Origin of the sequence: uncultured Frigoribacterium sp., assembly GCF_963515265.1 — a bacterium.
Taxonomy (GTDB): domain Bacteria; phylum Actinomycetota; class Actinomycetes; order Actinomycetales; family Microbacteriaceae; genus Frigoribacterium.
This window is the reverse complement of the sequence record NZ_CAUPYL010000022.1, coordinates 1-25,565: the sequence shown is the minus strand read 5'-3', so window position 1 is coordinate 25,565 and position 25,565 is coordinate 1. Positions and strand designations below refer to the sequence as shown.

At 71.8% G+C, this 25,565-nt stretch carries 22 protein-coding genes and 1 tRNA gene; 8 read left to right on the top strand and 15 right to left on the bottom strand.

What is annotated here, in order from left to right; translation table 11 throughout:
• Together RWM17_RS04160 and RWM17_RS04155 are read right to left on the bottom strand one after the other, a co-directional pair.
• A partial coding sequence (locus RWM17_RS04160; protein WP_314101650.1) for an MDR family MFS transporter occupies positions 1 to 1,667 on the bottom strand: 1,667 nt, incomplete at its 3' end.
• Between the two features lie 7 nt (positions 1,668 to 1,674).
• Entirely contained in the window at positions 1,675 to 2,334 is a 660-nt protein-coding gene (locus RWM17_RS04155) for a helix-turn-helix domain-containing protein (protein ID WP_314101648.1), read from the bottom strand.
• 159 nt (positions 2,335 to 2,493) lie between these two features.
• Between RWM17_RS04155 and cls the strand changes: the two genes are divergently transcribed.
• On the top strand, positions 2,494 to 3,966 hold the full coding sequence (cls, locus tag RWM17_RS04150) for a cardiolipin synthase (protein ID WP_314101646.1): 1,473 nt from the start codon (positions 2,494 to 2,496) through the stop codon (positions 3,964 to 3,966).
• A 21-nt stretch (positions 3,967 to 3,987) separates the two neighbouring features.
• On the opposite strand, the gene RWM17_RS04145 is transcribed toward cls, so the two are convergent.
• The 3 genes from RWM17_RS04145 to RWM17_RS04135 form a co-directional block, all read right to left on the bottom strand.
• On the bottom strand, positions 3,988 to 5,643 hold the full coding sequence (locus RWM17_RS04145) for an alpha-amylase family protein (RefSeq protein WP_314101644.1): 1,656 nt from the start codon (positions 5,641 to 5,643) through the stop codon (positions 3,988 to 3,990).
• 154 nt (positions 5,644 to 5,797) lie between these two features.
• Positions 5,798 to 6,826 (bottom strand): nuclease-related domain-containing protein, encoded by a 1,029-nt coding sequence (locus tag RWM17_RS04140; protein WP_314101642.1) that lies wholly within the window; start codon positions 6,824 to 6,826, stop codon positions 5,798 to 5,800.
• 75 nt (positions 6,827 to 6,901) lie between these two features.
• Entirely contained in the window at positions 6,902 to 7,570 is a 669-nt protein-coding gene (locus RWM17_RS04135; RefSeq protein ID WP_314101641.1) for a response regulator transcription factor, read from the bottom strand.
• Between the two features lie 119 nt (positions 7,571 to 7,689).
• Between RWM17_RS04135 and RWM17_RS04130 the strand changes: the two genes are divergently transcribed.
• Positions 7,690 to 7,971, top strand: coding sequence for a GlsB/YeaQ/YmgE family stress response membrane protein (locus tag RWM17_RS04130; RefSeq protein WP_314101639.1), 282 nt, complete (start codon positions 7,690 to 7,692; stop codon positions 7,969 to 7,971).
• A gap of 89 nt (positions 7,972 to 8,060) precedes the next feature.
• On the opposite strand, the gene RWM17_RS04125 is transcribed toward RWM17_RS04130, so the two are convergent.
• The 5 genes from RWM17_RS04125 to RWM17_RS04105 form a co-directional block, all read right to left on the bottom strand.
• Positions 8,061 to 8,561 (bottom strand): hypothetical protein, encoded by a 501-nt coding sequence (locus RWM17_RS04125; RefSeq protein ID WP_314101637.1) that lies wholly within the window; start codon positions 8,559 to 8,561, stop codon positions 8,061 to 8,063.
• A gap of 89 nt (positions 8,562 to 8,650) precedes the next feature.
• Positions 8,651 to 10,054 carry a LamG-like jellyroll fold domain-containing protein gene (locus tag RWM17_RS04120; RefSeq protein WP_314101635.1) on the bottom strand — a complete coding sequence of 468 codons (1,404 nt, stop codon included), beginning with the start codon at positions 10,052 to 10,054 and terminating at the stop codon, positions 8,651 to 8,653.
• A 44-nt stretch (positions 10,055 to 10,098) separates the two neighbouring features.
• Complete coding sequence (locus tag RWM17_RS04115) at positions 10,099 to 10,704, bottom strand: hypothetical protein (protein WP_314101633.1); 606 nt, start codon at positions 10,702 to 10,704, stop codon at positions 10,099 to 10,101.
• Positions 10,705 to 11,063: 359 nt separating this feature from the next.
• Positions 11,064 to 11,139: transfer RNA gene (locus tag RWM17_RS04110), tRNA-Val, on the bottom strand.
• A gap of 88 nt (positions 11,140 to 11,227) precedes the next feature.
• Positions 11,228 to 11,701 carry a peroxiredoxin gene (locus RWM17_RS04105; RefSeq protein ID WP_314101632.1) on the bottom strand — a complete coding sequence of 158 codons (474 nt, stop codon included), beginning with the start codon at positions 11,699 to 11,701 and terminating at the stop codon, positions 11,228 to 11,230.
• A gap of 245 nt (positions 11,702 to 11,946) precedes the next feature.
• On the opposite strand from RWM17_RS04105, the gene aceE reads away from it, so the two are divergent.
• From aceE to RWM17_RS04075, 6 genes are all read left to right on the top strand, one after another.
• Positions 11,947 to 14,691: a pyruvate dehydrogenase (acetyl-transferring), homodimeric type gene (aceE, locus tag RWM17_RS04100; protein ID WP_314101631.1), complete on the top strand. Its 2,745-nt coding sequence runs from the start codon at positions 11,947 to 11,949 to the stop codon at positions 14,689 to 14,691.
• Positions 14,692 to 14,728: 37 nt separating this feature from the next.
• Positions 14,729 to 15,928 (top strand): helix-turn-helix domain-containing protein, encoded by a 1,200-nt coding sequence (locus tag RWM17_RS04095; protein WP_314101652.1) that lies wholly within the window; start codon positions 14,729 to 14,731, stop codon positions 15,926 to 15,928.
• A 97-nt stretch (positions 15,929 to 16,025) separates the two neighbouring features.
• Positions 16,026 to 16,946, top strand: a complete 921-nt coding sequence (locus RWM17_RS04090; RefSeq protein ID WP_314101630.1) for an ACP S-malonyltransferase — start codon at positions 16,026 to 16,028, stop codon at positions 16,944 to 16,946.
• The gene (locus tag RWM17_RS04085) at positions 16,943 to 17,953 is read left to right on the top strand and encodes a beta-ketoacyl-ACP synthase III (RefSeq protein WP_314101628.1); all 1,011 of its coding nucleotides are present in this window, start codon (positions 16,943 to 16,945) and stop codon (positions 17,951 to 17,953) included. The genes RWM17_RS04090 and RWM17_RS04085 overlap by 4 nt, the downstream gene beginning before the upstream one ends.
• 80 nt (positions 17,954 to 18,033) lie before the next feature.
• On the top strand, positions 18,034 to 18,282 hold the full coding sequence (locus RWM17_RS04080) for an acyl carrier protein (protein ID WP_056054313.1): 249 nt from the start codon (positions 18,034 to 18,036) through the stop codon (positions 18,280 to 18,282).
• Between the two features lie 103 nt (positions 18,283 to 18,385).
• Positions 18,386 to 19,624, top strand: coding sequence for a beta-ketoacyl-[acyl-carrier-protein] synthase family protein (locus tag RWM17_RS04075; RefSeq protein ID WP_314101625.1), 1,239 nt, complete (start codon positions 18,386 to 18,388; stop codon positions 19,622 to 19,624).
• A gap of 93 nt (positions 19,625 to 19,717) precedes the next feature.
• On the opposite strand, the gene RWM17_RS04070 is transcribed toward RWM17_RS04075, so the two are convergent.
• The 5 genes from RWM17_RS04070 to RWM17_RS04050 form a co-directional block, all read right to left on the bottom strand.
• Positions 19,718 to 20,254, bottom strand: a complete 537-nt coding sequence (locus RWM17_RS04070) for a DUF3145 domain-containing protein (protein ID WP_123546092.1) — start codon at positions 20,252 to 20,254, stop codon at positions 19,718 to 19,720.
• A 205-nt stretch (positions 20,255 to 20,459) separates the two neighbouring features.
• On the bottom strand, positions 20,460 to 22,118 hold the full coding sequence (locus RWM17_RS04065) for a bifunctional 3'-5' exonuclease/DNA polymerase (RefSeq protein ID WP_314101622.1): 1,659 nt from the start codon (positions 22,116 to 22,118) through the stop codon (positions 20,460 to 20,462).
• 81 nt (positions 22,119 to 22,199) lie between these two features.
• Positions 22,200 to 23,030 carry a DUF1684 domain-containing protein gene (locus RWM17_RS04060; protein WP_314101621.1) on the bottom strand — a complete coding sequence of 277 codons (831 nt, stop codon included), beginning with the start codon at positions 23,028 to 23,030 and terminating at the stop codon, positions 22,200 to 22,202.
• 117 nt (positions 23,031 to 23,147) lie between these two features.
• A complete protein-coding gene (locus tag RWM17_RS04055) occupies positions 23,148 to 23,780 on the bottom strand; it encodes an FMN reductase (protein ID WP_314101619.1) in 633 nt (210 codons plus the stop codon).
• Positions 23,781 to 23,790: 10 nt separating this feature from the next.
• Positions 23,791 to 24,930: an LLM class flavin-dependent oxidoreductase gene (locus RWM17_RS04050; protein WP_314101617.1), complete on the bottom strand. Its 1,140-nt coding sequence runs from the start codon at positions 24,928 to 24,930 to the stop codon at positions 23,791 to 23,793.
• Positions 24,931 to 25,565: the final 635 nt, after the last annotated feature.

The following is a 25,565-nucleotide window of genomic DNA, read 5'->3' as shown; positions in this document are numbered from 1 at the left end:
GTCGACGGCGCTCCCGCCGCGTCGGCCGACGCGGTGGCCGCCTCGGCGACCGCGCCCGTGGACCGGCCGCGCGCCTCCTTCTCGAGCTGTTCCGCCTCGTCGCCGGAGACCGCCTCGCCGCGGGCGACCATGCCGGCGACGTCGCTGAGCGCGATCTGGGGCAGGAACAGCGCCAGCACGAAGGCGATCGCGATGAAGGGGATGAGGTAGGCGAACACCGGCGCCAGGGCGTCGGCGTACCCCTCGACGACCTGTCGGCGGATCGCCTCGGGCAGCTCGTTCAGCGCAGCGGGGTCGAGCGTCGCGGTCGCCTGGGCGGCGTCGCCGGTCGACGCGCCGGCACCGGTGAAGACGCTCGTGAGGTTCTCGGTGAGGCGGCTCGTGAACAGCGCGCCGAAGATCGCGACGCCCAGGGCGGCGCCCACTTCGCGGAAGTAGTTGTTCGTGCTCGTCGCCGTCCCGACGTTCGCGGCGTCGACGGAGTTCTGCACCACCAGCACCACGACCTGCATGATGAGGCCGAGACCGGCGCCGAAGATCAGCAGGAAGACACAGATCAGCCACAGGGGCGTGTCTGCCGTCAGGGTGGTGAACAGGGCCATCGCGACGCCCGTCAGCAGCGTGCCGACGATGGGGAAGACCCGGTAGCGCCCCGTCTTGGTGATCAGGTTGCCCGAGAGGATCGAGGTGCCGATCAGGCCGGCCATCATCGGCAGCAGCAGCAGCCCGGACACGGCCGCGGAGGCGCCCGACGACATCTGCAGGAACGTCGGGACGAACGCGATCGCCGAGAACATGCCGATGCCGAGCACGAAGCCGACGGCCGTCGCCAGGACGAACACGCGGTTGCGGAAGAAGGACAACGGGATGATCGGGTCCTCGGCGCGCGACTCGACGAGCACGAACGCGCTGACGGCGACGAGCACGCCCGCCCCCCACAGCCACGTCTCGGGCGCGCCCCAGCCGTGGTCTGCCTGGCCGCCGAACTCGGTGAAGAAGATGAGGCAGGTCGTGGCGGCCGACAACAGCACGACGCCGAGCCAGTCGACGCGTCTCGTGGCCCTCTTGCTCGGCAGGGTCAGCGCCATCCAGGCGATGACGAACGCGGCGATGCCGACGGGCACGTTGATGTAGAACGCCCACTGCCAGGTGAGGTGGTCGACGAAGAAGCCGCCGAGCAGCGGGCCGCCGATCGCCGACAGGCCGAACACGGCTCCGAGCGGGCCGAGGTACTTGCCTCGCTCCGAGGCAGGGACGATGTCCGCGATGATCGCCTGCGACAGGATCATCAGCCCGCCGCCGCCGAGGCCCTGGATCGCCCGGAAGACGACGAACGCCCAGAAGTCCGTCGCGAACGCGCAGCCGATGCTCGCGAGAGTGAAGATCGCGATCGCCGCCAGGAAGAGGTTCCGCCGCCCGAGGACGTCGCCGAACTTGCCGTAGATCGGCATCACGATCGTGGTCGCGAGCAGGTAGGCCGTGGTGATCCAGGCCTGGTGCTCGACGCCGCCCAGCTCGCCGACGATCGTCGGCATGGCGGTCGAGACGATGGTCTGGTCGAGGCTCGAGAGGAGCATGCCCGAGATGAGGGCGCCGAAGATGATCCAGATCCGCCTCTGGGTGAGGAGGAACGGCGCGTCGGCCGTCTTCGCGGTGGTGGTGGTCATGGTCGTGTCAGCGTGCTTCCTGGTCGAGGGGCGGTGCGGCGGAGAACAGCGCGCGGGCGAGGGCGAGCTGGTCACGGAGGACGTGGTCGAAGCGGAGGCCCGGCGGGCCCTCGTCGAAGAAGAAGCGGGTCATGGCGCGCTGCACCAGCGCACCGGCGATCGCCACGACGACGCCGATGCGCGGGTCGTCGTCGGGGACGCCCTCGTGCGATGCGACGGCGGCCGCGACACGACGCTGCTGCGCGTCGCCCTGCGTCAGCATCGCCTGCAGCAGCCGCGGCTCGCGGTCGAGCGCCGCCTTGAACTCGGCGGCCCGCTCGCGGGTGAGGCCGACGTGCTCGACACGCTGCACGACGAGCGCCGCGAGGTCGTCGAGCGTCGTCGAGAAGACGGGGAGGCGCGGGTCGTGTCGTGAGGACGCGTAGTCCTCGAGCGCCTCGTCCTCGTCGTCGTCCAGCCCCACGCCGACGACCACGTCGTCCTTGGACGCGAAGTGGTTGAAGAACGTGCGCCGGGAGATGCCGACCTCGTCGCAGAGCTGCTCGATCGTGAATCCGGCGAGCCCGTGCTCGGCGGTGAGCCGGCGGGCCGCACCCACGAGCTCGGAGCGGGTCCGGAGGCGGCGGAGCGCGGCCTTGCTGACAGCCGCGACGGTCTCGGTGCTCACGGGGCGCCTCCTCTCGGTCGTCGGTGCGCGGTGCGGCGACGTCGCCGGAGGGCAGGTGCCCACGGGAGATGATTGCACTCTGCGGTCGATAGTGCAATGTGCATGTCCTCCGGGCGAACGGCAGCGACGAGCCGACTCCCGGGCTGACAAGATCGACGCATGACGTGGCGCAGGATCTTCAAGCACTTCCCGACGGTGATCTTGGTCGTCGACATCCTCATCCGGATCGTGGCCGTGGTGGCCGTGCCCCGCAACCGGCGCCCCAGCTCCGCGATGGCCTGGCTGCTGGCGATCTTCGTGTCGCCGATCCCCGGCAGCGTGCTCTTCGGCCTGCTCGGCAGCTCGAAGCTGCCCCAGGACCGCCGCGACAAGCAGCGCGAGATCAACGACCGCATCCTCGACGCGACCAAGGGCATCGACGACGTGCACGCCGTGACGAACCCCCGCCCGCCGTGGTTCGGCACGGTCGTGACCCTCAACCGCACGCTCGGCGCCATGCCGCTGCTGCCCGGCAACACGGCGACCCTGCTGCCCGACTACGCCGAGTCGATCGCCGCCATGGCCGCGGCCGTCGACGAGGCCGAGCGGTACGTCCACGTCGAGTTCTACATCCTCACCCGTGACGAGTCGACCTTCCTGTTCTTCGAGGCCCTCGAGCGGGCGCACGCGCGCGGCGTCGCCGTCCGGGTGCTCTACGACCACTGGGCCACGATGCGGAACCCACAGGGCCGCGTCACCCGCCAGTGGCTCCGCGACTCGGGCATCCGGTTCGAGGAGATGCTGCCCTTCCGGCCGTTCAAGGGGGCGTGGCGCCGACCCGACCTGCGGAACCACCGCAAGATCGTCGTGATCGACGGCGACGTCGCCTTCACGGGTTCGCAGAACATGACGGACCCCAGCTACAACAAGCGCGGCAACATCAAGCGTGGGCTGCAGTGGAAGGACCTCATGGTGCGGCTCGAGGGCCCGGCCGCCGTCGGCCTCAACGCCCTCTTCATCACCGACTGGTACAGCGAGACAGACGAGCTGCCCACCGACGCCGAGGCCGAGCCCCTGATCGAGCAGCGCCAGGGGCCCGACAGCCTCGAGTGCCAGGTCGTGCCGAGCGGGCCGGGCTTCGACGGCGAGAACAACCTGCGCCTGTTCAACGCGCTCGTGTACGGCGCGCAGGAGAGGCTGATCATCGCGAGCCCCTACTTCGTGCCCGACGACTCGATGCTCTACGCGATCACGACGGCCGCCGAGCGCGGCGTCGAGGTGCAGCTCTTCGCCTGCGAGGTGGCCGACCAGTTCATGGTCTACCACGCGCAGCGCTCGTACTACGAGACGCTGCTGCGGGCCGGCGTCCGCATCTTCCTCTACGAGCGCCCGATCGTGCTGCACTCGAAGCACTTCACGGTCGACGACACCGTCGCGGTGATCGGCTCGAGCAACATGGACATGCGCTCGTTCAGCCTCAACTTCGAGGTGTCGCTGATGGTGCACGGCAAGTCGTTCGTCGACGAGGTCCGCCTCATCGAGGACGACTACCGCCGCAAGTCGCGCGAGATCACCCTCGAGGGCTGGCTGTCCCGCCCCGCGGGCCTGCAGGTGCTCGACAACGTGGCACGACTGACCGCGTCGGTCCAGTAGGCCCGACGCGGCAGCCCGGCGTCAGAGGAGGCGCTTCTCCCCCGGGCGCACGACGCGCAGCCAGCGGTGGCCGTAGCCCCCGAGCTCGATCTCGATGCCGCCGTCGTCGAGGGGCCGGGCCGCACCGTCCCCGGCCAGGACGTCGACCACCTGCCACTCGTCGGTCGTGCCCTCGAGCTCGACGCGGAACGTCCGGCCGTCCGGGGCGAAGTTGTGCGCCGCGACGAGCAGCCCGAGCTCGCTGTCCACGCTGTGCGCGAGCACGCAGGCGTGCGGCTGCCGGAGGACGGACAACTCTCCCCAGCCGATCTCGGGCGCCGCCCGGTAGGCGCGGGTCAGCTGCGAGACGAAGGCGAGCAGCGAGTCGGGATCGTGCCGCTGCTGGGAGACGTTGACGTGCTCCGGAGCGTTGCCGCCCGTGACCACCGCCGACACGAGGTCGTCGGCCGCGGCTGCCGAGAAGCCGCCGTTCGCCTCCGCGGTCCACTGCATGGGCGTGCGGACGGCGCCGCGGCTGCCCTCGACCCGGGAGTCCTCGCCCATGCCTATCTCCTCGCCGTAGTAGAGCACCGGCGAGCCGGGCAGCGAGAACAGGAGGCTGTAGACCATGCGGACGCGGCGGGGGTCGCCCTCCAGCATCGGCGGCAGGCGGCGCGTGATGCCGCGGCCGTGGATGCGCTGGCCCTCCTCCGGCGCGAACGCCGCGAAGACCTCGCCCCGCTCGGACTCGCTCAGCTGGTCGAGGGTGAGCTCGTCGTGGTTGCGGACGAAGTTGCCCCACTGGTTGCCGCGGGCCAGGGCAGGTCGAGCCTCGAGCGCCTCCCGCAGCGGGGTCGCGTCCTGTCGCGCGAGCGACAGGTACAGCGCTTGGTTGCCGACGAAGTCGAACTGCATGGTGAGCTCGTCGCCGTCCTCGCCGCCGAAGAACGCGAGCTGCTCGTCGTAGGGCAGGTTGACCTCGCCGAGCAGCACGCCGTGCCCGCTGCGTCGGGAGACGAAGCGCCGCAGCGTGCGCAGGAAGTCGTGCTCGGGGCCGTCGTCGCCCTCGATCAGGTGCGGAACGGCGTCGACCCGGAACCCGTCGATGCCGAGCTGCAGCCAGAAGCCGATCACCTTCGCGATCTCCTCCCGGACGACCGGGTCGTCGGTGGCGAGGTCCGGCTGGTGCCGGTAGAAGGAGTGCTTGTAGTACTGGCCCGCCTCGTCGTCGAAGCGCCAGACGCCGTCCTCGACGTCGGGGAACATGCTCTCCGGGGCGTCCTCGGGGACGTCGTCGCGCCACTGGTAGAACCGGCGGTACCGGTTCTCGGGGCTGCTGCGCGCCTCCCGGAACCAGGGGTGCCGGTCGGATGTGTGGTTGACCACCAGGTCGACGATGACGCGCATGCCCCGGTCGTGTGCGGTGCGCACGACCTCGACGAGGTCGCCGAGGTGGCCGTAGCGGGGGTCGACCCCGTAGTAGTCCTCGATGTCGTAGCCGTTGTCGCGCTGGGGCGACGGGTAGAAGGGCGCCAGCCACAGGCAGGTGACGCCGAGCTCGGCCAGGTGGTCGAGCCGGTGCGCCAGGCCGTCGAGGTCGCCGACGCCGTCGTCGTCCCGGTCGAGGTACGTCTCGACGTCGAGGTTGTAGAAGACCGCGGTCTTCCACCACAGGTCGCTCGTGTCGGTCAGCCTCATCGGCGCGTCTCCCGTCGTCCTCGCGCCGGTCAGGCGCCGAGGGGGTCGACGGTAGGGGCCCGCACGCGGTCGCCGCCTGGCAGAACGCCCCGAGGAGGCCGAGCATCGGCCTGCTCCGTGCGGCGGCTGCAGGAGGAGCGGCGACCGACGGGAGCTACGCCTTCGCCGGCGAGGACTCGACGTCGTCGGGCTGGCGTACCGGGCCCGCCGGGCCCGCCGCCGTCGCCGCCGCACGGTCGAGCGGCTTGCCGAACGAGGTCACCTCGGCCCCGAGACCGGCGAAGAGGGCGGAGAGCTCGTCGATGCGGGGGCTGTCGGGGCCGGGCCGACGGCGCCGGACGAGCTCCTCGAGGTGGGCGCGGAGCTGCGCCTGGCTGGCGATGACCACGGTGCTCACGCCCTCGTCGTCGGCCCGAGGGTCCGCGTGGACGTCGGCGTCGGGGTGGGAGTAGAGCACGGCGGTGTCGAACCACGGCTTGCGGTGGGTCTCGGCCCGGACGAGGTCGGAGATGCGCTGCGCCTGGCGCCGGACCTGCTTGCGGGGGGCGTGGCCCTGGTCGTGCGTGCGCAGCTCGAGCGAGGTGAGCGAGTCGCGCTTGACCTGGACCGCGAAGGGCGGCTCCAGCTCGAGGTCGCCGAGGAGCGTCGCGAACGAGGAACCGGCGTCCCGGGGGTGCACGCCGTCGAGAACGACGCCCTTCCACCCCTTGTTCTCGATCACGAGGGCGACCGTCGGCAGCAGCAGGACGTGGTCGACCTGCGCGACGAAGCGCCGGCTGCGCGTCGCGTCGACGGGGACGAAGACGAGGTTCGTCACGAGGGCGCCGTCGAGGCCGAGGTCGGTGACCGCGTCGAGCACCATGCGGCGGGAGGTCTCCTCCCACTTCGCCCCGGCCGCGACGAGGGCGCGGCTCTGCTGGGCGGACGTCTCGGCGTCGACCCGCCGTGCCTCGACCTGCTCGAGCTCACGGGCGTGGGCCTCGGCGGCGTCGCGGGCGGCCCGCTCGCGTTCGGCCGTGGCCTCGTCGAGCGCCTTCCGGTGCGCGTCCTCGCGGGTCCGCAGCGCCTCCTGCGCCGCCTTCGCCCGCCGACGCAGCAGCACCACGAGGACGATCAACACGATGAGGAGGACGGCGGCGACCGCCCAGGGCAGGTACGTGGTCAGCTCGCTCGTGTCAGGCATGCGCCCAGCAGACCACGCCCGGAGGCAGGGGCGGAGGAGGCGCACCGTGCCCGACGGAGGCGGTGGCCGAGCGCCCTACGGACCGCCGAGCCAGTGGTCGATCCGGTGGTGGTCCGGCTGGAAGCCGTTCTGCACGCCCCAGAGCACCGCCTGGGTGCGACTCGTCGCGCCGATCCGCCGGTACACCGACCGGATGTACGACTTGACGGTGTTCGGGCTGAGGTAGGTCAGGGCCGCGACCTCGGCGTTGCTCTTGCCCTGCGTGATGAGGGCCAGGATCTCCGACTCGCGGTCGGTGATGCCCTCGCGGCGGCCGGGCCAGTCGAGGCCGGGGGCGCTCGGCGCGCGGCCCCGGACGTCGCTGACGACCTGCTCGCCTCCGTGCACCGCCTCGAGTGCCTCCACGAGCTCGCGTGCCGTGAGGGTCTTCGACAGGTACCCGTGCACGCCCTGCGCGAGGGCCGCCTCCACCAGCTCGGGGTGGAAGTTCCAGGTGTAGACGACCACCTTGCCGGCCGCGGGGTTCGAGACGAGCTCGGCGAGCTCGTGGTGGTCGGACTCGGGCTGGGCGAAGGAGTCGTAGAGGACGACGTCGACCTGGTCCGACAGCGCCGTCGTGGCGTCGATCTCGGCGACGACGACCCGGTCGCGGTACTGGTCGAACATGTGGGCGAGGCCGGCGAGGACGACGTCGTAGTCGTCGACCAGGGCGACGGTGATCGAGCGGGGCGGGGCAAGGGGCATGACGTCACCATCCCACCCCGAGGGGTGTGCCGCCACACCTCCAGGGGTGGTCTGCTGAGCTGCGCGGCTCCACGGCACCGACGGTGCCCGTCGCGCACCTCTCCCGGAAGGAGAACACCATGATCGGTCTCATCATCAGCCTGCTCGTCATCGGCCTCATCGCGGGGTTCATCGCGCGAGCGGTGGTCCCGGGTCGTCAGAGCCTCTCGATCGCCATGACGATCCTCCTCGGCGTCATCGGCTCGTTCGTCGGCGGGTTCCTCGGCTTCCTGCTGTTCCAGAACGACCCGACCGACGGCTTCTTCCAGCCCGCCGGCATCATCGGCTCGATCATCGGCGCGATCGTGGTCCTCGCGATCTGGGTCGCCGTCTCGGGACGCCGCAGCGCCGCGCGCCGCTAGGGGCGTCGTCGTCGCGCGGGTGCGCCGGGTCGTGATCGACGACCCGGCCCCGCGCCCCCGGCGCACCGGGAGACCGACTTCGGACGTGGTCAGCTCTGACGGCGAGTCCACACTCGTTCGGTCCGCCCGGCCGACAGGGCCCCCAGCAGCGTCGCGACCACGACGAACCCCGTCGCCGGCCCGACCACCGCGCTGAGGACGAGGGCGAGGATGCCCGCGCATGCGCCGGCCACCACGCCCCCGACAGCTGCCACGGCGGCCGTCCGGACACCGAGCCGGCGGCCCTCGACCGATTCGCGCACGACCAGGCAGGCCAGGCTGGCGAGGACTCCCACCGCGGGGCCGACGACCGTGCCGGCCAGGGCGGCGACGACGACGAACACGGGCGTCAACGAGTTCTGGGCCAGCTGCGAGAGATCGGCGTCCGTGCCGGACCCGAGCGCGATGAGCATGCCGAGCGGGGCCGCGACGGCGCCGAGCAGCACGCCTTGGCCAGCACCACGCCCGATGAACGTCGACCGCAGCGTGCGTCCCTGCGGAGCGGCGTGCGTCTCCTCGCCCCGATCGCGTGGCTCGCTCGACGCGTCCATGGCTTCCCTCCCCCGAGGCACGCCACGTTACCGCCACGTGCACGAGATCCTCAGACACCCGACCGTGACGTTGCACCGTCGGGGCCCGCTCAGCGGCCCGCGGCGTGGTGGGCGGCCACGTCGGCGGCCGACAGGGCGACGTCGTAGACCGAGGTGTTCTCGAGGTCGCCTCGGTAGTGCGGGCTCGACGGCGTCTCGGGCCAGACTCCCCCCACCGTGTCGTAGCCGATGCGCCACCAGCCGAGGAAGTCCTCCGCCGCGTTCTGCGGCGACGACGCCACCTGCGCCCCGTCCACGTAGAGGACCATGCCCGACCCGTCGAGCGTGACGGTGGCGAGGTGCCACGCCCCGTCGGCGTAGGAGGCGGTGCTCGACATGGTGTACTGCTGGCCGCTGTACACGCCGAAGACGAGCGTGCCGCGGTCCGTGAGGTAGAGGTGCCGGTCGTACTGGGTCGAGGCCCCGGCCTGGCTGTTGCCGAAGCCCACGAGCTTCCCCCCGGCTGTCGTCGTCGTCCGGAACCACGTCTCGATCGAGAAGACCTGAGGCGCCCTCAGCCTCTCGGACGTCGTGACCTGACCGGTCACTCCGTCCAGCGTCAGCCACGGGCTCGCGCCCGACGCACAGCTCCCGCTCTGGATCACCGCCCCCTGGGTGAGCGTGCCCGTCCGCCCGTTGCCGCTGCTGTCCCGCAGCGACGTCCCGACGCCGTCGTTGTACTGGTACGCGAAGTGCGCCTGTGCGGCCACCGGGCGATCGAGGCAGGCGAAGCGTGACGTCGCGAGGCTGCTCGCCGTCGAGGTCGTGCCCGCGAAGGCGGAGTGGCTCGAGCCGACCACGAGCATCAACACGGCCACGCCGCCGACGACGGCGAGCACCGTCCCCGACACCCTGGCCGCCCAGGTCCGGGTCGTCACGGGGGCCCGCGCACGGTGACGGGAGGGACCGAGCGGGTCGACCACCTCCTCGTCGCCCCTCGGCTCGAGCCGGGTCAGGGCGATCAGCGCCAGCACGACCAGCGACGCCAGCAGGCCGCCGGCCACGCGGTCGCCGCCGTGCCAGAGCATCGGGGAGCCGACCGCGGGCACCCGCAGGACGCCCACGCCGTGGACGTCCTCGACAGGGACCGGGCTCGAGTCGGCCGACGCGTTGGCGTCGCCCTGCAGCCGGAGCCCGTCGTCGGTGGTCTCGACCAGCCGGTGCAGCCGGAGCTCGCCGGGTCGGTCGGGGTCGTCCACGAGCAGGACCTGGCCGGGGACGAGCAGGTCGGCGTCCAGCGGCATCGCCACCACCACGTCGCCCGCGACGATCCTCGGCGCCATCGACCCCGACACGACGGTGGTGGGCGACCAGCCCCAGAGGGCCGGCACCGCTGCCCAGAGCAGGAGGCACACGGCCGTCGTGAGGACCACCCGCGCACATGTCGCGACGCAGAGGGCACCCCAGAAGGAGAAGGCCGTGCGGCCGTCCTGCGGCGTGGTGGTCGTGGTCATGAGGGGACTCACGCTCCGAGTGGTCGACCGGGGTCGCCCACCGGTCAGCGGGTCTGGGCCTCCCAGGTGAAGGCGATCGCGGCACGGGAGTCCTGCCCGGTGTTCGGGGTGGCCGAGCTCAACGTGTAGGTGAACTGGAACGAGCGCGACTCGGGGGCGGTGCCCGACGGCGACCAGGTCGGCGAGCCGGTCGCGTAGCCGGTGCGCTGGCTCGCGAAGTCCGCGAGCGTGCCCGACCAGACCTGGGAGTCCTGGGTCGCGGGCGTGAACCCGTCGCACGACGCGCTCGATCCGCCGGTGCCCTGCACGATGCGCAGGTCGAGGTAGGACGAGAGCGAGTTCGTCGTCGTGGCCGAGGTGCCGTAGAGCCTGACCGCCGACGGCAGGGTGCCCTTCGACGTGACCGTGATGCACTTGCTCCCCGTGTCGCCGGGCTTCAGGCCGGAAGCCGAGAACAGGGCGACGTCGGAGTCGTCGTCCGAGAGCTGGACGGTGCCGGTCGACCAGTTGCTGGTGGGGTTCGACGTGGTGGCGGAGAACGCCGAGTACGAGGCGGTCGAGATGATCGCGCCGGAGGCGATCACGGCGACGGGCAGGGCTGCCCAGCGGGCACGGCGCATCCAGCGGGCGCGGCTGATCGTTCGGGACATGTCGGGAGGTCTCTCGGGTAACCCCTCGGGAGCCCCGATGGTGCCGGTCGGGGAAGGACTCGCGAAGGTCGGCACGGTGCCGATGAGGTGACGGTACCCACGGGTCGCCAGAGCGGTAAGGGGTCGCGTGTCCCCAAAGATGGGGATACGGCTGTACCCCGCGGCTCTCTCGGCCTTCTCCGCAGGACGACCGGGCGTCGGCACTCGTTCTCCGTACACGGGCCAGGGCTCGAGACGACGTCGAGGACTCCGCGACGGAGTCGTTCGCCGACTCGCAAGCGACCATGACGGACTGCGCTGGGTCGCCAGGTCGTGACGTCCGGGGTGGGTCGTGGCGCAGAGGTCGGGCCGCGCTGCGATGGTGGGCCCTACCGGGCTCGAACCGATGACATCCACGGTGTAAACGTGGCGCTCTACCAACTGAGCTAAAGGCCCTCGCGCCGGTCGGGCCGGGCGAGCAGGAGACAGGTTATCGCGAAGCAGACCCGGCCGACGGCTCCGGCGGGCCAGCCCTGACGGCGAGTCAGGCCGGGACGGACGTGAGCTGGTCGAGCGCGGCGCGATAGTCGGCCAGCGAGCGCGCCTGGCCGGGCTCGGTGAGGAAGTGCTCGCGGATGATGCCGTCGACGTCGATGAGGAACGTCGCGCGGGTGGCGAAGCCCTTGTGGTCGAGGAACACGCCGTACTCCTTGGACACTTCGCCGTGCGGCCAGAAGTCGGCCAGGAGGGTGAAGTCGTAGCCCTCCTCCTCGGCGAAGGCCCGCAGGGTCGCCTTCGAGTCGACCGAGATGCCGATCAGCTCGACGCGGGCGTCCTGGAACATCGCCAGGTTGTCGCGGAGGGTGCAGAGCTCGGCGGTGCAGGTGCTGGAGAAGGCCAGCGGGAAGAAGACGAGGGCGACGGGGCGCACGCCGCGGTAGTCCGCCAGGCGCACGTGCTCGCCGAACTGGTTCGGCAGATCGAAGTCGGGAGCCTGGATGTCGTTCTCCAGCGCCATGAGCACGTTCCTTCCGCGCCGGTCCGGGCGACCGACGTCAACACGAGGAGCGATGTTACGCCCCAGACGGCCGCGCGCGAGGACGTTCTCCCAGGGCGTGCCGAGCCTCCGTCGGCCGAGCCAACTAGACTCGCCAGGTCAGTGCGCGACGACGACCCGGGACCCGAGCCGCGTCGAGCTGACCGCCGTGCGCCCCCGTGGGGCGGCGGCTGTTGTCCACCACACACGAGTGATAGAGGTCAAGGGTGACGGTAAACGATCAGGATCCGTACACGGTCGACACGACCGACCAGGATCCCGAGGAGACCGCCGAGTGGAGGGAGTCCCTCGACTCCCTCGTCGCGGCGCAGGGCCACGAACGCGCACGTCAGATCATGAAGAGCCTGCTGTCTCGCTCGAGCGAGCTGCACCTCGGCGTGCCGATGGTCCCGAAGACCGACTACGTGAACACCATCGCCCCGGAGGACGAGCCGGAGTTCCCCGGCGACGAAGAACTCGAGCGTCGCTACCGCCGCTGGGTCCGCTGGAACGCGGCCGTCACGGTGCACCGGGCCCAGCGTCCGGGCGTCTCGGTCGGCGGCCACATCTCGACCTACGCCTCGTCGGCCGCCCTCTACGAGGTCGGCTACAACCACTTCTTCCGCGGCCAGGACCACGCGGGCGGCGGCGACCAGGTCTTCTTCCAGGGCCACGCCTCCCCGGGCATGTACGCCCGCGCGTTCCTCGAGGGCCGTCTCGGCACCGACCAGCTCGACGGCTTCCGCCAGGAGAAGTCGCACCACACCGGCGGCCTCAGCTCGTACCCGCACCCCCGGCTCATGCCGCAGTTCTGGCAGTTCCCGACCGTGTCGATGGGCCTCGGGCCGATCAACGCGATCTACCAGGCACAGGTGGCCAAGTACCTCACCAACCGCGGCATCAAGGACGCGTCGGACCAGCAGGTCTGGGCGTTCCTCGGAGACGGCGAGATGGACGAGGTCGAGAGCCGCGGCCAGCTCCAGGTGGCGGCCAACGAGGGGCTCGACAACCTCAACTTCGTCATCAACTGCAACCTGCAGCGCCTCGACGGCCCGGTCCGTGGCAACGGCAAGATCATCCAGGAGCTCGAGAGCTTCTTCCGCGGCGCCGGCTGGAACGTCATCAAGGTCGTCTGGGGCCGCGAGTGGGACGACCTGCTCGCCCGTGACACCGAGGGCGCCCTGCTCAACCTGATGAACACGACGCCCGACGGCGACTTCCAGACCTACAAGGCCGAGAGCGGCGCGTACGTCCGCGAGAACTTCTTCGGCCGCGACCCGCGCGCCCTCGAGCTCGTGAAGGACTTCACCGACGACCAGGTCTGGAACCTCAAGCGCGGCGGCCACGACTACAAGAAGGTCTACGCGGCCTTCAAGGCCGCCAGCGAGCACAAGGGCCAGCCCACGGTCATCCTCGCGAAGACCGTCAAGGGCTACGGCCTCGGCCCGGCCTTCGAGGGCCGCAACGCGACCCACCAGATGAAGAAGCTCACCCTCGACAACCTCAAGCAGTTCCGCGACGAGATGCGCATCCCGATCAGCGACGCGCAGCTCGACGAGGACCCGTACCTGCCGCCCTACTACCACCCGGGCGACGGCGACGAGGCGATCCAGTACCTGCACGAGCGCCGACGCGCCCTCGGCGGCTACGTGCCCGAGCGCCGCAGCAAGTACACCGAGATCGCGGTGCCCGAGGCGAAGTCCTACGACGTCGTCCGCAAGGGGTCGGGCAAGCAGGAGGTGGCCACCACGATGGCCTTCGCCCGTCTGCTCAAGGACCTGCTCCGCTCCCCCGACTTCGGCCACCGCATCGTCCCGATCATCCCGGACGAGGCCCGCACCTTCGGCATGGACGCGTACTTCCCGACGTCGAAGATCTACAACCCCAACGGACAGCACTACACGTCCGTCGACCGCGAGCTGCTGCTGGCCTACAAGGAGAGCCCCCAGGGCCAGCTCCTGCACGTCGGCATCAACGAGGCCGGCGCCTTCGCGGCCTTCACCGCCGTGGGCACGTCGTACTCGACGCAGGGCGAGCCGCTCATCCCGGTCTACGTCTTCTACTCGATGTTCGGCTTCCAGCGCACCGGCGACGCCATGTGGGCCGCGGGCGACCAGATGGCCCGCGGGTTCATCATCGGCGCCACGGCGGGCCGCACGACGCTGACCGGCGAGGGCCTGCAGCACGCGGACGGCCACTCGCTGCTGCTCGCCTCGACGAACCCCGCCGTCGTCTCGTACGACCCGGCGTACGGCTACGAGCTCGGGCACATCGTCAAGGCGGGCATGGACCGCATGTACGGGAAGAACGACGACGGCACCCCGTCGCACGACGACCCGAACGTCATGTTCTACATCACCGTCTACAACGAGCCGATGCAGCAGCCCGTCGAGCCGGACGACCTCGACGTCGACGGCGTCGTGCGCGGCATCTACAAGCTGAGGTCCGCCGAGAACCTGGGCCCTCGTGCCCAGCTGCTCGCCTCGGGCGTCGGCGTGCGCTGGGCCCTCGAGGCCCAGCAGCTGCTCGCCGACGACTGGAACGTGGCCGCCGACGTCTGGAGCGTCACCTCGTGGAACGAGCTGCGCCGCGACGGTCTCGAGGCCGAGGAGCACAACTTCCTCAACCCGAGCGCCGAGCCCCGCACGCCCTACGTCACCGAGAAGCTCCAGGGCTCCGAGGGTCCTGTCATCGCGACGTCCGACTTCATGGCGGCCGTGCCCGACCAGATCCGCGAGTACGTGCCCGGCGACTACCTGACGCTCGGCGCCGACGGCTTCGGCTTCTCGGACACCCGTGCGGCTGCTCGTCGGTTCTTCAAGATCGACGGCCCCTCCATGGTGGTCCGCACGCTGCAGGCGCTCGCGCGTCGCGGCGACGTCGACCGCAGCGTCGTCCAGCAGGCGATCGACCGCTACCAGCTGCACGACGTGACGGCCGGCACCAGCGGCACCGCCGGCGGGGAGAGCTGACGACCGCGTGAGCGCCGAGCGGGTCCCGGCCTCGCCGATGGAGCCGTCCGCGGCCACGAAGGAGCGAACGCTCGCGTGGCTGCGGACGGTGTCCGGGGAGTTGTCGACGGCGACCATCAAGCGGCTTGAGGAGACGCTTCCCTGGTACGGCGACATGCCGCCCGGCCGCCGTTCGGCGGTGGGCCTCGTCGCCCAGGCGGGCATCACCTCCTTCATCAGCTGGTTCGACGACCCTCGGTCGACGCCGTGGATCGCCGCCGACGTGTTCGGCGCGGCACCGCGGGAGCTGCTGCGCTCGATCAGCCTCCAGCAGACCCTCCAGCTCATCCGGGTCACGGTCGAGGTCGTCGAAGAGAGGGTCAAGGACGGCGACGACAGCCTGCGGGAGGCGATCCTCCTGTACTCGAGGGAGATCGCGTTCGCCTCGGCGGACGTCTACGCCCGGGCCGCCGAGGCGCGTGGCCTCTGGGACGCCCGGCTCGAGGCCCTCGTGGTCGACTCGATCCTGCGGGGCGAGTACGACGACGAGCTGCCGAGCCGCATCGCCGCGCTCGGTTGGCACGGCCACGGCGAGGTGTCCGTGCTCGTCGGCACGGCCCCGCGCATGCTCGACGTCGACCAGCTCCGCCGCACGGCTCGGCACCTCGACGCCGACGTCCTGATCGGCGTGCAGGGCAGCCGGCTGGTGCTGGTCATCGGCCGGGCCGAGCAGGAGACCGACGAGAACGGCGAGTCCACCTCGCAGCCACCGTTCACCGACATCGCCTCGGCCCTCGAGCCCGGCTTCGGCGACGGGCACCTCGTGCTCGGCCACGAGGTGCCGAGCCTCGTCGAGGCGGCGCAGAGCGCCAAGGCGGCCCTCGCCGGGTTCGCCGTCGCACGGTCGTGGCGGAACGCGCCTCGTCCGGTGCTCGCCGACGACCTGCTCCCCGAGCGCGCCCTCGCCGGCGATCCCCTCGCCCGCTCGACCCTCGTCAACCGCATCTACAAGCCGCTGAAGACGCACTCGACCGAGCTGCTCACGACCCTGTGGTGCTACCTCGACAACGGCCGGTCGCTCGAGGCAACGGCCCGCGAGCTGTTCGTGCACCCCAACACGGTCCGCTACCGCCTCAAGCGCGTCTCGGACGTGATCGGCTGGGACGCCACCGGCTCGCGGGAGGCCATCGTGCTGCAGTCGGCGCTGATCCTCGGGTCGATCGCCGACACCGACGGCCAGACGCCCCGACGACGCTGACCGCTGTGGCCGCGGCTGTGGTGATCCACAGTGTCCACGGCGATCTTTGGTCGGGTTGCTCCACACGGCAGGGGCAGGTCGTTGGCATGATGGACCGGTGATCGTCGTCGTAGCGCCCGGACAGGGCTCCCAGTCCCCCGGATTCCTCGAGCCCTGGCTGGAGGACGGCGCCCAGCGCGACTTCCTCGAGTCGCTGTCGGATTCGGCCGGGATGGACCTCGTCGCCCACGGGACGACGTCCGACGCCGACACCATCCGCGACACCGCGGTGGCCCAGCCCCTCATCGTCGCCGCCGGGCTGCTCACGGCCCGTGCCGTCTTCTCCCGCGTCGACCGCAGCCGGGTGGGCGGCGTCGCCGGCCACTCCGTCGGCGAGTTCACCGCGGCGGCGGTCGCCGGCGTGCTGACCGACGACGACGCCGTCCGCCTGGTCGCCGAGCGCGGTCGCGCCATGGCCGAGGCCGCGTCGCAGGTCGAGACGGGCATGAGCGCCGTCCTGGGCGGGGACGAGGCCGAGCTCGCCGCCCGCCTCGAGGCCCTCGGGCTCACCGCTGCCAACCACAACGGCGGCGGGCAGGTCGTGGTCGCCGGCGAGCTGACGGCTCTCGCCGCACTCGCGGCGGAGCCGCCCGCCAAGAGCCGGGTCGTGCCGCTGCAGGTCGCCGGGGCGTTCCACACGCGCTTCATGGAGCCGGCCGTCGAGCGCCTCCGCACCGCCGCCTCCTCGGTCACCGCCGCCGACCCGACCCTGCGGCTCTGGACGAACCACGACGGCAGCGCCGTCGACTCCGGCAGCCGCTTCGTCGAGCTGCTCGTCGGCCAGGTGTCGTCGCCCGTCCGGTGGGACGCCGTCATGACCTCGTTCGCCGACGCCGGCGTCACCGGCATCGTCGAGCTCGCCCCTGCGGGCGCCCTGACGGGCCTCGCCAAGCGCGCGCTGCGCGGAGTCCCCTCCGTCGCCGTGAAGACCCCCGACGACCTGCAGGCCGCCGTCGACCTCCTCGAGGGAGCAGAATGACCACCCCCCAGCTCAAGCAGCAGCACGGCGCCGAGTACACGCGCATCCTCGCGATCGGCGCCGCCCGGGGCGACCAGGTCGTGCCGAACGCCGACATCGTCGAGCCGATCGACTCCAGCGACGAGTGGATCCAGCAGCGCACCGGCGTCGTGACGCGCGTGCGGGCGTCGTCCGAGGTGCACGTCGTCGACCTCGCCGAGGCCGCGGCGAACGAGGCGATCGCCAAGGCCGGCATCCGTCCCGACCAGATCGGCGTCGTGCTCGTCTCCACCATCAGCGGCGGCGTCGCCACCCCCTCGGTCGCCTCGCTGCTCGCCGAGAAGATCGGCGCGAACCCCGCCGCCGCCTACGACATCTCGGCCGCCTGCGCCGGCTACGCCTACGGCATCGCGCAGGCCGACTCCTTCGTGAAGTCCGGTCTCGCCGAATACGTGCTCGTCGTCGGGGCCGAGAAGCTCAGCGACTTCATCGACCCGACCGACCGCACCATCTCGTTCCTCCTCGGCGACGGGGCGGGCGCGGCGGTCGTCGGCGCGAGCGACACCCCCGGCATCGCCCCCACCGTCTGGGGCAGCGACGGCTCGAAGTGGGACGCCATCCGCATGACGAACACGATGCAGGAGTACCGCGCCGGTGCCGGCGAGGTCGCCTGGCCGACCCTCCGCCAGGAGGGCCAGACCGTCTTCCGCTGGGCCGTGTGGGAGATGGTGAAGGTCGCGAAGCAGGCCCTCGAGCAGGCCGGCGTCACGAGCGACCAGCTCGCCGCGTTCGTGCCGCACCAGGCCAACATGCGCATCGTCGACGAGTTCGCCAAGCAGCTCGGCCTGCCGGACACGGTCGTCATCGCGCGCGACATCGCGACCACCGGCAACACGTCCGCCGCCAGCATCCCGCTCGCGACCCACCGCCTCCTCGAGGAGAACCCCGAGCTCAGCGGCGGCCTGTCGCTGCAGATCGGCTTCGGTGCGGGGCTCGTGTTCGGCGCCCAGGTGGTCGTCCTCCCGTAGCGCGCCGCGACGGCTCGCCGCCGCCGCCCTGTATAGGCTTTACCCCGGTCACCACGACACCCCCTCAAGGAGAACACACCATGGCACTGTCCACCGAAGAAGTCCTCGCCGGCCTGGCCGAGCTCGTCAACGACGAGACGGGCATCGCGACCGACACCGTCGAGATGGACAAGTCGTTCACCGACGACCTGGACATCGACTCCATCTCGATGATGACCATCGTGGTCAACGCCGAGGAGAAGTTCGACGTGAAGATCCCCGACGAAGAGGTCAAGAACCTCAAGACCGTCGGCGACGCCGTCACCTTCATCACCAAGGCACAGGACTAGACGTCGACGGCCCGGTCTCCCCTCGGGGCGACCGGGCCTCTCCGTCCCCCCTCGTGGGCTCCGCGCCTGCCGAGGGACGCACCGTCTCTCCAGGAGAATCGTCATGACCAAGAAGATCGTCGTCACCGGCCTCGGTGGCACCTCCCCCCTCGGCGGCACCGCCGTCGACAGCTGGAACGCGCTCCTCGCGGGCGAGTCCGGCATCACGACCCTCGAGCAGGAGTGGGTCGCCAAGTACGAGCTGCCCGTCACCATCGCCGGCCAGGCCAAGGTGCCGTCGGCCGACGTGCTCGACCGCCGCGAGACCAAGCGCCTCGACCCGTCCAGCCAGTTCGCCCTCACCGCCGCGCGCGAGGCCTGGGCCGACGCCGGCTCGCCCGAGGTCGTCCCCGAGCGCTTCATCGTCGACTGGGCCACCGGCATCGGCGGCGTGTGGACGCTGCTCGACGCGTGGGACACCCTCCGCGAGAAGGGCCCGCGTCGCGTCCTGCCGATGACCGTGCCGATGCTGATGCCCAACGGCCCCGCCGCCGCGATCTCGATGAGCCTCGGCGCGCGCGCCGGCGCCCGCACGGTCGTCTCGGCCTGCGCCTCCAGCACCGAGTCGATCGCCATGGCCTACGACCACCTCCAGTCCGGCCTCGCCGACATCGCCGTCGCCGGCGGCTCCGAGGCGGCCATCCACCCGATGCCCCTCGCCTCGTTCGCGGCCATGCAGGCGCTCTCGAAGCGGAACGACGACCCGGCCACCGCCTCCCGTCCGTACGACGTCACCCGGGACGGCTTCGTCCTCGGCGAAGGAGGCGCGGCGCTCGTCCTCGAGACCGAGGAGCACGCGCTCGCCCGCGGCGCCCGCATCTACGCCGAGCTGATCGGCGGAGCGGTCACGAGCGACTCGTACCACATCACCGCCCCCGACCCCGAGGGCACCGGTGCCGCCCGCGCGGTCATCGCGACGCTCGACAACGCCGGCGTCGAGCGCGACCAGGTCGTGCACGTCAACGCGCACGCGACCAGCACGCCGGTCGGCGACATCGCCGAGTACCACGCGATCAAGCGGGTCTTCGGCGACCACACCTCGAAGCTGATCGTCTCGGCGACCAAGGCGTCGACCGGGCACCTGCTCGGCGGTGCCGGAGCCATCGAGGCCCTCTTCACGGTGAAGGCGCTGCACGAGCGCCTCGCTCCCCCGACGATCAACGTCACCCAGATGGACGACGAGATCGACCTCGACGTCGTCGTCGGCGAGCCCCGTCGGCTGCCCGACGGCGAGATCGTCGCGGTCAGCAACTCGTTCGGCTTCGGCGGGCACAACGCTGTCGTCGCGTTCCGCTCCGTCTGATCCACCCTGTCCGCGCCTCTGCGCCGGGCACGACGAAGGCCGGTGTCCCCTCGGGGCCACCGGCCTTCGTCGCGTCGTGCGGGTGCGTCGAGGTCAGCCGACCTTGTGCAGCCAGACGACGGGGTTGCCCTCGCCGCTGTAGCGGAAAGGCTCGAGCTCGTCGTCCCAGGCCTGGCCGAGGGCGAGCCGCAGCTCGCGGTGCAGCTCGAGCGCGTTCGAGCCGGCGATGTCCATGGCGTAGCGGATCCGGTCCTCGGGCACGACGGTGTTGCCCGCCGTGTCGGTCTGCGCGAAGAACACCCCGAGGTCGGGCGTGTGCATCCAGCGCCCGCCGTCATTCTCGACGCCCGGATCTTCCGTCACCTCGTACCGGAGGTGCTCCCAGCCACGCAGCGCCGAGGCGATGCGTGCGCCGGCACCCTCGTCGCCCTGCCAGGAGAACTCGGTCCGCTGGGCGCCGGACAGGACCGGCTGAGCCACCCAGGCGAAGTTCACGGCATGCCCGAGGGCACGACCGACCGCCCACTCGACATGCGGGCACAGTGCACGAGGGGACGAGTGCACGAAGAGCACTCCCCTAGCCGTTGCAGCAGCCACGATTCCTCCATCCGTTAGGTGCGACTTCCCCATCGACCTGTGGACACGTGGACCGTGTGCGTGCTCTCGTGCGTGTTCGGTTGTGTGCGGACCTCGATCCGCTGGGTCGATCATGACACGTGCTCCCTGGACGTCACAACCGTGCAACGGCTGGCAATCGGCCGGCCTGCCCCGCCGGGGAGTGCGGGACGGGCGACGAGGAGGCGGCCGCAGCGCCCCCGGGAGCCGCCCGCGCCTCCTACTTGGCCTGCGAGTAGTCGTCGACGACGGCCACGGTCAGCGGGAACCGCACCGGAGCGTCGCCGAACAGCATCCGGCCCGCGGCCGCCGCCGCCTCGACGACGAGGACCGCGACCTCGTCGGCCGTGTCCGCCGGCGCGTGCACGACGACCTCGTCGTGCAGGAAGAACGTGAGGTGCGGGGCGTCGTCCCCCCGGTCGCCGAACCGGTCGTGCAGCGCCTGCCGGAAGGCGCCCAGCCAGCAGAGCGCCCACTCCGCTGCCGTGCCCTGGACGACGAAGTTGCGGGTGAAGCGTCCCCACGACCGCGCGTCGCGCCCGACCTCGGCGCGGGGCATCTCGGGCGGGAGCTCGTCCGCGGCGCCGTCGCCGGGCGACGGGGAGGTCCGCCCGAGGAGGGTGCGGACGACGCCGCCCTGCTCGCCGGTGCGCGCAGCTGTCTCGACGAGGGCCATCGCCTGCGGGAACCGGCGTGCCAGCCGCGGCACGAGACGCCCGCTCTCGCCCTGGGTCGCGCCGTACATCGCCCCGAGCATCGCGACCTTGGCCTCGGCCCGGCTCGCCACCGCGCCGCTCGCGACGATGCCCTCGTAGAGGTCGCCCTGACCCGCCGCCGCCATCGCGCGATCGCCGGAGAGGCCGGTGAGGATGCGCGGCTCGAGCTGCGAGGCGTCGGCGACGACGAGCTTCCAGCCCGGGTCGGCCACCACGGCGGCCCGGACCGCCCTCGGCAGCTGCAGGGCGCCTCCCCCGCTCGTGGCCCAGCGGCCGGTGACGCTGCCGGCCGGCACGTAGTCCGGCCGGAAGCGCCCGTCACGCACCCAGGCGTCCAGCCAGGCCCAGCCGTTGGCGACGAGCAGTCGCTGCCGCCTCTTGTACCGCAGCAGGGGCTCGACGGCGGGATGGTCGTGACGTTCGAGCTCCCACTTGGTCGTCGAGGCGACGTGGACGCCGGCCGAGTTCAGCGCGCGCACCAGCTCGGCGGGCGAGTCGGGGTTGAGGTCGGGGGCGTCGAGCCGGCTGCGCACCTCGTCGAGGTCGGTGCGCATCAGCGCCGGGCGTTCCCCCGCGGCCGGCCGTGGTCCGAGGGCCTCGCTGAGGACCCGGTCGTGCACGCGGGCCGACCACGGGACGCCGTGGTGCCGCATCTCGACGGCGATCAGCGCGCCCGTCGACTCGGCGGTCGTCAGCAGCTCGAGTCGTGCCCGCTCCGGGCTCGTCTCGATCGCCGCCCGCTGGCGGAGGAACTCCCCTGCCGGGTCGGGCAGCGACTCGGGCAGCACGTCGAAGAGGCCGTCGCGGGGGCCGTCCACGCCTTGGGGGACGTCCCACGGGCCGCGGGGCGCCCCGTGCAGCTCCGACCCCGCCGTCGCGACGGCCGACCGCAGCAGCGCGTGGCAGAGCCGCAGGTCGACGCAGCGCGCCACGCGGACGCCCGCCTCGAGGAGGCGCGGGTACCACCGGGGGGTGTCGTCCCAGACCCAGCGGGGCCCTGCCGTGCCCTCGGGGCCCGACTCGCGCCTCCGGACGGCCTCGACCAGGTCGACGTCGGCGACGACCTCGACGTCGGCCGGGACCAGCGCCTGGTCGGGGGCGGGACGGCGCCAGGTGGTCAGCTCGACGTCGCCGTCGGAGAGGCGACGGGCGAGCACGAACATCCGTCGATCATCCCACCCCCTGCCGACAGGACGCGCCTGCGGCCCCGGAGCCTCGCCGCTCCGTCGGGCCCGGCCACGCCGTCAGTGCAGCAGTGCGCCGTCGCGGTCGAGCACGTTCTTCTCGCCGGCCTCGATCGGCACGGCCAGCCGGTTCTGCGGGGGCGGGATCGGGCAGTTGAAGGCGTACGAGAACGCGCAGGGCGGCAGCACGGCCTGGTTGAAGTCGAGCACGATCGTGCCGTCGTCGCAGGGGGTCGGGAACAGGAAGCGACCGACCGAGTAGGTGCTCTCGCCGTTGGTCGCGTCGCCGAACACGAGCTGCAGGCGGTCGCCGGACCCGCTGGGGAACGCGGCCAGCTCGTGGTCGACGCCGTCGAGCGAGAACCGGATCAGTCCGGGCAGGGGCTTCGGGCGGCTCAGGTCGAGGTCCGCCTGGTGCCGGATGTCCACCTCCGCGCCTGCCTCGGTCGGGACGAAGTCGGCCGTCACCACCCAGGCGGGGTCGTGCTCGAAGGAGTCGATCGACCCGAACCGACGGATGCCCTCGGACTCTGCGTCCCACACGCGCAGTCCCCAGCTCGAGCTGTCGTCGTTCGCGATCACGGTCCCGGTCAGGGCGTCGGAGAACCGCACGGCGCTCGGCGTCACCGCGTCGTCGCCCGCGACGAGCACGGTGCCGTCCACGACCTCTCCGTCCACCTGCACGCCGTCGGCGGCGGTCGCGGTGACGAGGAGCCCCGCGAGGCCGTCGGGCGCCGGCGCCCAGGTGCCGGCGACGCCCCAGACGGGCTGGGGAGAGTCGACCCACTGGGTGTTGACGAGCGCCAGGGGGCCGCGGGGGCTCACGGCGCGGGCGCTCCTGGCCTCGTGGAACCGGGCGAGCTCGTCGGCGGGGCTGCGGGTGTCGGTCATGCGTCCTCCTCGGGGTGCGCGCGGGTCGCCGCGCCGGGCGTGACCATCATCGACCCGTCCGGGGCCGCGCGCCCCGCGGCACGGCGAGGTCCGCGGCTGCTCGGCCCGGTGCGCGGGTCAGATGTCGTCCGGGACGCCCAGGCGGCCCAGCTGCTCCTCGAACGAGACGACGTCGGCGAACGGGTCGCGACGCTCGGTGTGCCGCAGGGAGACCAGCGCGGCGAACTCGTCCGCCGCGCGCGTCACGCGCTCGGGCAGGCCCGTGGTCGTCGAGTCGCCGGCGCCCCAGTCCTCCGCCGCGGCGAAGACGCCGGTGGGCACGACGACGGCACGCAGGTAGGAGAAGAGCGGCCGCAGCTCGTGGTCGAGAACGAGCGAGTGCCGCGCCGTGCCCGCCGTCGCGCCGATCAGCACGGGCGTGCCGGTCAGGGCCGTGTTGTCGAGCACGTCGAAGAACGACTTGAACAGGCCGCTGTAGGAGCCGGTGAAGACCGGCGTGACGGCCACGACCCCGTCCGCGGCGCCGACGGCCGCCAGCACGTCGGCCAGCGCCTCGGACGGGAACCCCGTCAGCATCGCGTCGGTCACGTCGTGGGCGTGGTCCCGGAGCTCGACGACCCGGAAGTCGGCGGGTGAGCCCTGGTCGAGCAGGGCCCGGGCGCTCGCCTCGGCGAGACGGTCGGCGAGGAGCCGGGTGGAGGAGGGCTGGCCGAGCCCTGCCGAGAGGACGACGATCTTCCTGGTGCTCACGGGGCGCCTCCTACAGGCTCGGGACGGACGCGGCGTCGGCCGTGACCGAGGACGTGACGGACGAGGTCGCGGCAGAGGCGGCGGCCGCGGCCACGAGGGAGGCGTGCGTCGGCGCGTCGGGGACGCCCGCGGCACGACGGGACGCGAACTCGCGACGGAGCACGGGCACGACCTCCTCGCCGAGGATGTCGAGCTGCTGGAGGACGGTCTGCAGGGGCAGTCCGGCGTGGTCGATGAGGAACAGCTGACGCTGGTAGTCGCCGACGTACTCGCGGAAGCCGAGCGTGCGGTCGATGACCTCCTGCGGGCTGCCCACGGTGAGCGGCGTCTGGCTGGTGAAGTCCTCCATGCTCGGACCGTGGCCGTAGACGGGGGCCTCGTCGAAGTACGGACGGAATGCGCGCTTCGCGTCCTGCGAGTTCTTGGCCATGAAGACCTGCCCGCCGAGCCCGACGATCGCCTGGTCAGCGCGGCCGTGGCCGTGGTGCTCGAAGCGGCTGCGGTAGAGCTCGACCATCTGCTTCGTGTGCGAGGCCGGCCAGAAGATGTGGTTGGCGAAGAATCCGTCGCCGTAGTACGCGGCCTGCTCGGCGATCTCCGGGCTGCGGATCGAGCCGTGCCAGACGAACGGGGCGACGCCGTCGAGCGGACGGGGCGTCGCGGTGAAGCCCTGGAGCGGCGTGCGGAAGTGGCCCTTCCAGTCGACGACGTCCTCGGTCCAGAGGCGTCGCAACAGGGCGTAGTTCTCGATCGCCAGGTTGATCCCCTGACGGATGTCCTTGCCGAACCAGGGGTAGACCGGGCCCGTGTTGCCGCGGCCGAGGGTGAGGTCGACCCGGCCGTCGGCGAGGTGCTGCAGCATCGCGAAGTCCTCGGCGATCTTCACCGGGTCGTTCGTCGTGATGAGCGTCGTCGCTGTGCTCAGCTGGATGCGCTCGGTCGTCGCCGCGATCGTGGCGAGCAGGGTCGTCGGGCTCGAGTTCACGAACGGCGGGTTGTGGTGCTCGCCGGCTGCGAAGACGTCGAGGCCCACCTCCTCCACTTTCTGGGCGATCGTCACCATCGCCTTGATTCGCTCGTGCTCGGTCGGCACCCGGCCGGTGGTCGGGTCGGCCGTGATGTCGCCGACGGAGAAGACTCCGAACTGCATGGTCTCACCTCAGATCTAGTTCATGCGTCTGCATGTAGTTGGGTGAACGACGGGGCTGCCGCGTTCATTCCCGACCTCGCCGACTCGTCGTCCCGCCTCGCCGGCCGGTCGGTCGACCGGCCGGCGATCGGTCGGTCGGACGGTCGGTCGGTCGGTCGGGCGGCAACTCCTGCATCCGGGTCCGCACCGCTGCTCCACACAGGGCGGACACCGCGGCGCAGCGGCACCGATCAGGAGTTGCCGACGCGAGACGGGACCGACGCGGCTCCGGCGGCGGCAGCGGCTGCGGCTGCCGCTCCGGCTGCCGCTGCTGCTGCGGCGGCGACGCACGTTCCCGCCTTCATCGTCCCGTCCCGTCATGACGCGCCCTGCCCACTCCTGTCCCGCCCTGTCCCCTCGTCTCGTCTCCTGACCGGTCGACAACTCCTGCATCCGGGACCGCTCAGCCGCGAAGCAGGCGACACGCGCCGCGGCGCGGCGGCACCGATCAGGAGTTGCCGACGCGAGACGGGACCGACCGCGAGCGGCACGCGGCAAAGCGGGCGCCGGGCGGACCGTCGGGCGCGAGTCAGCGGGGCGCGGGTCAGCGGGGCGCGAGTCAGCGGGGCGCGAGTCAGCGGGGCACGGGTCAACGG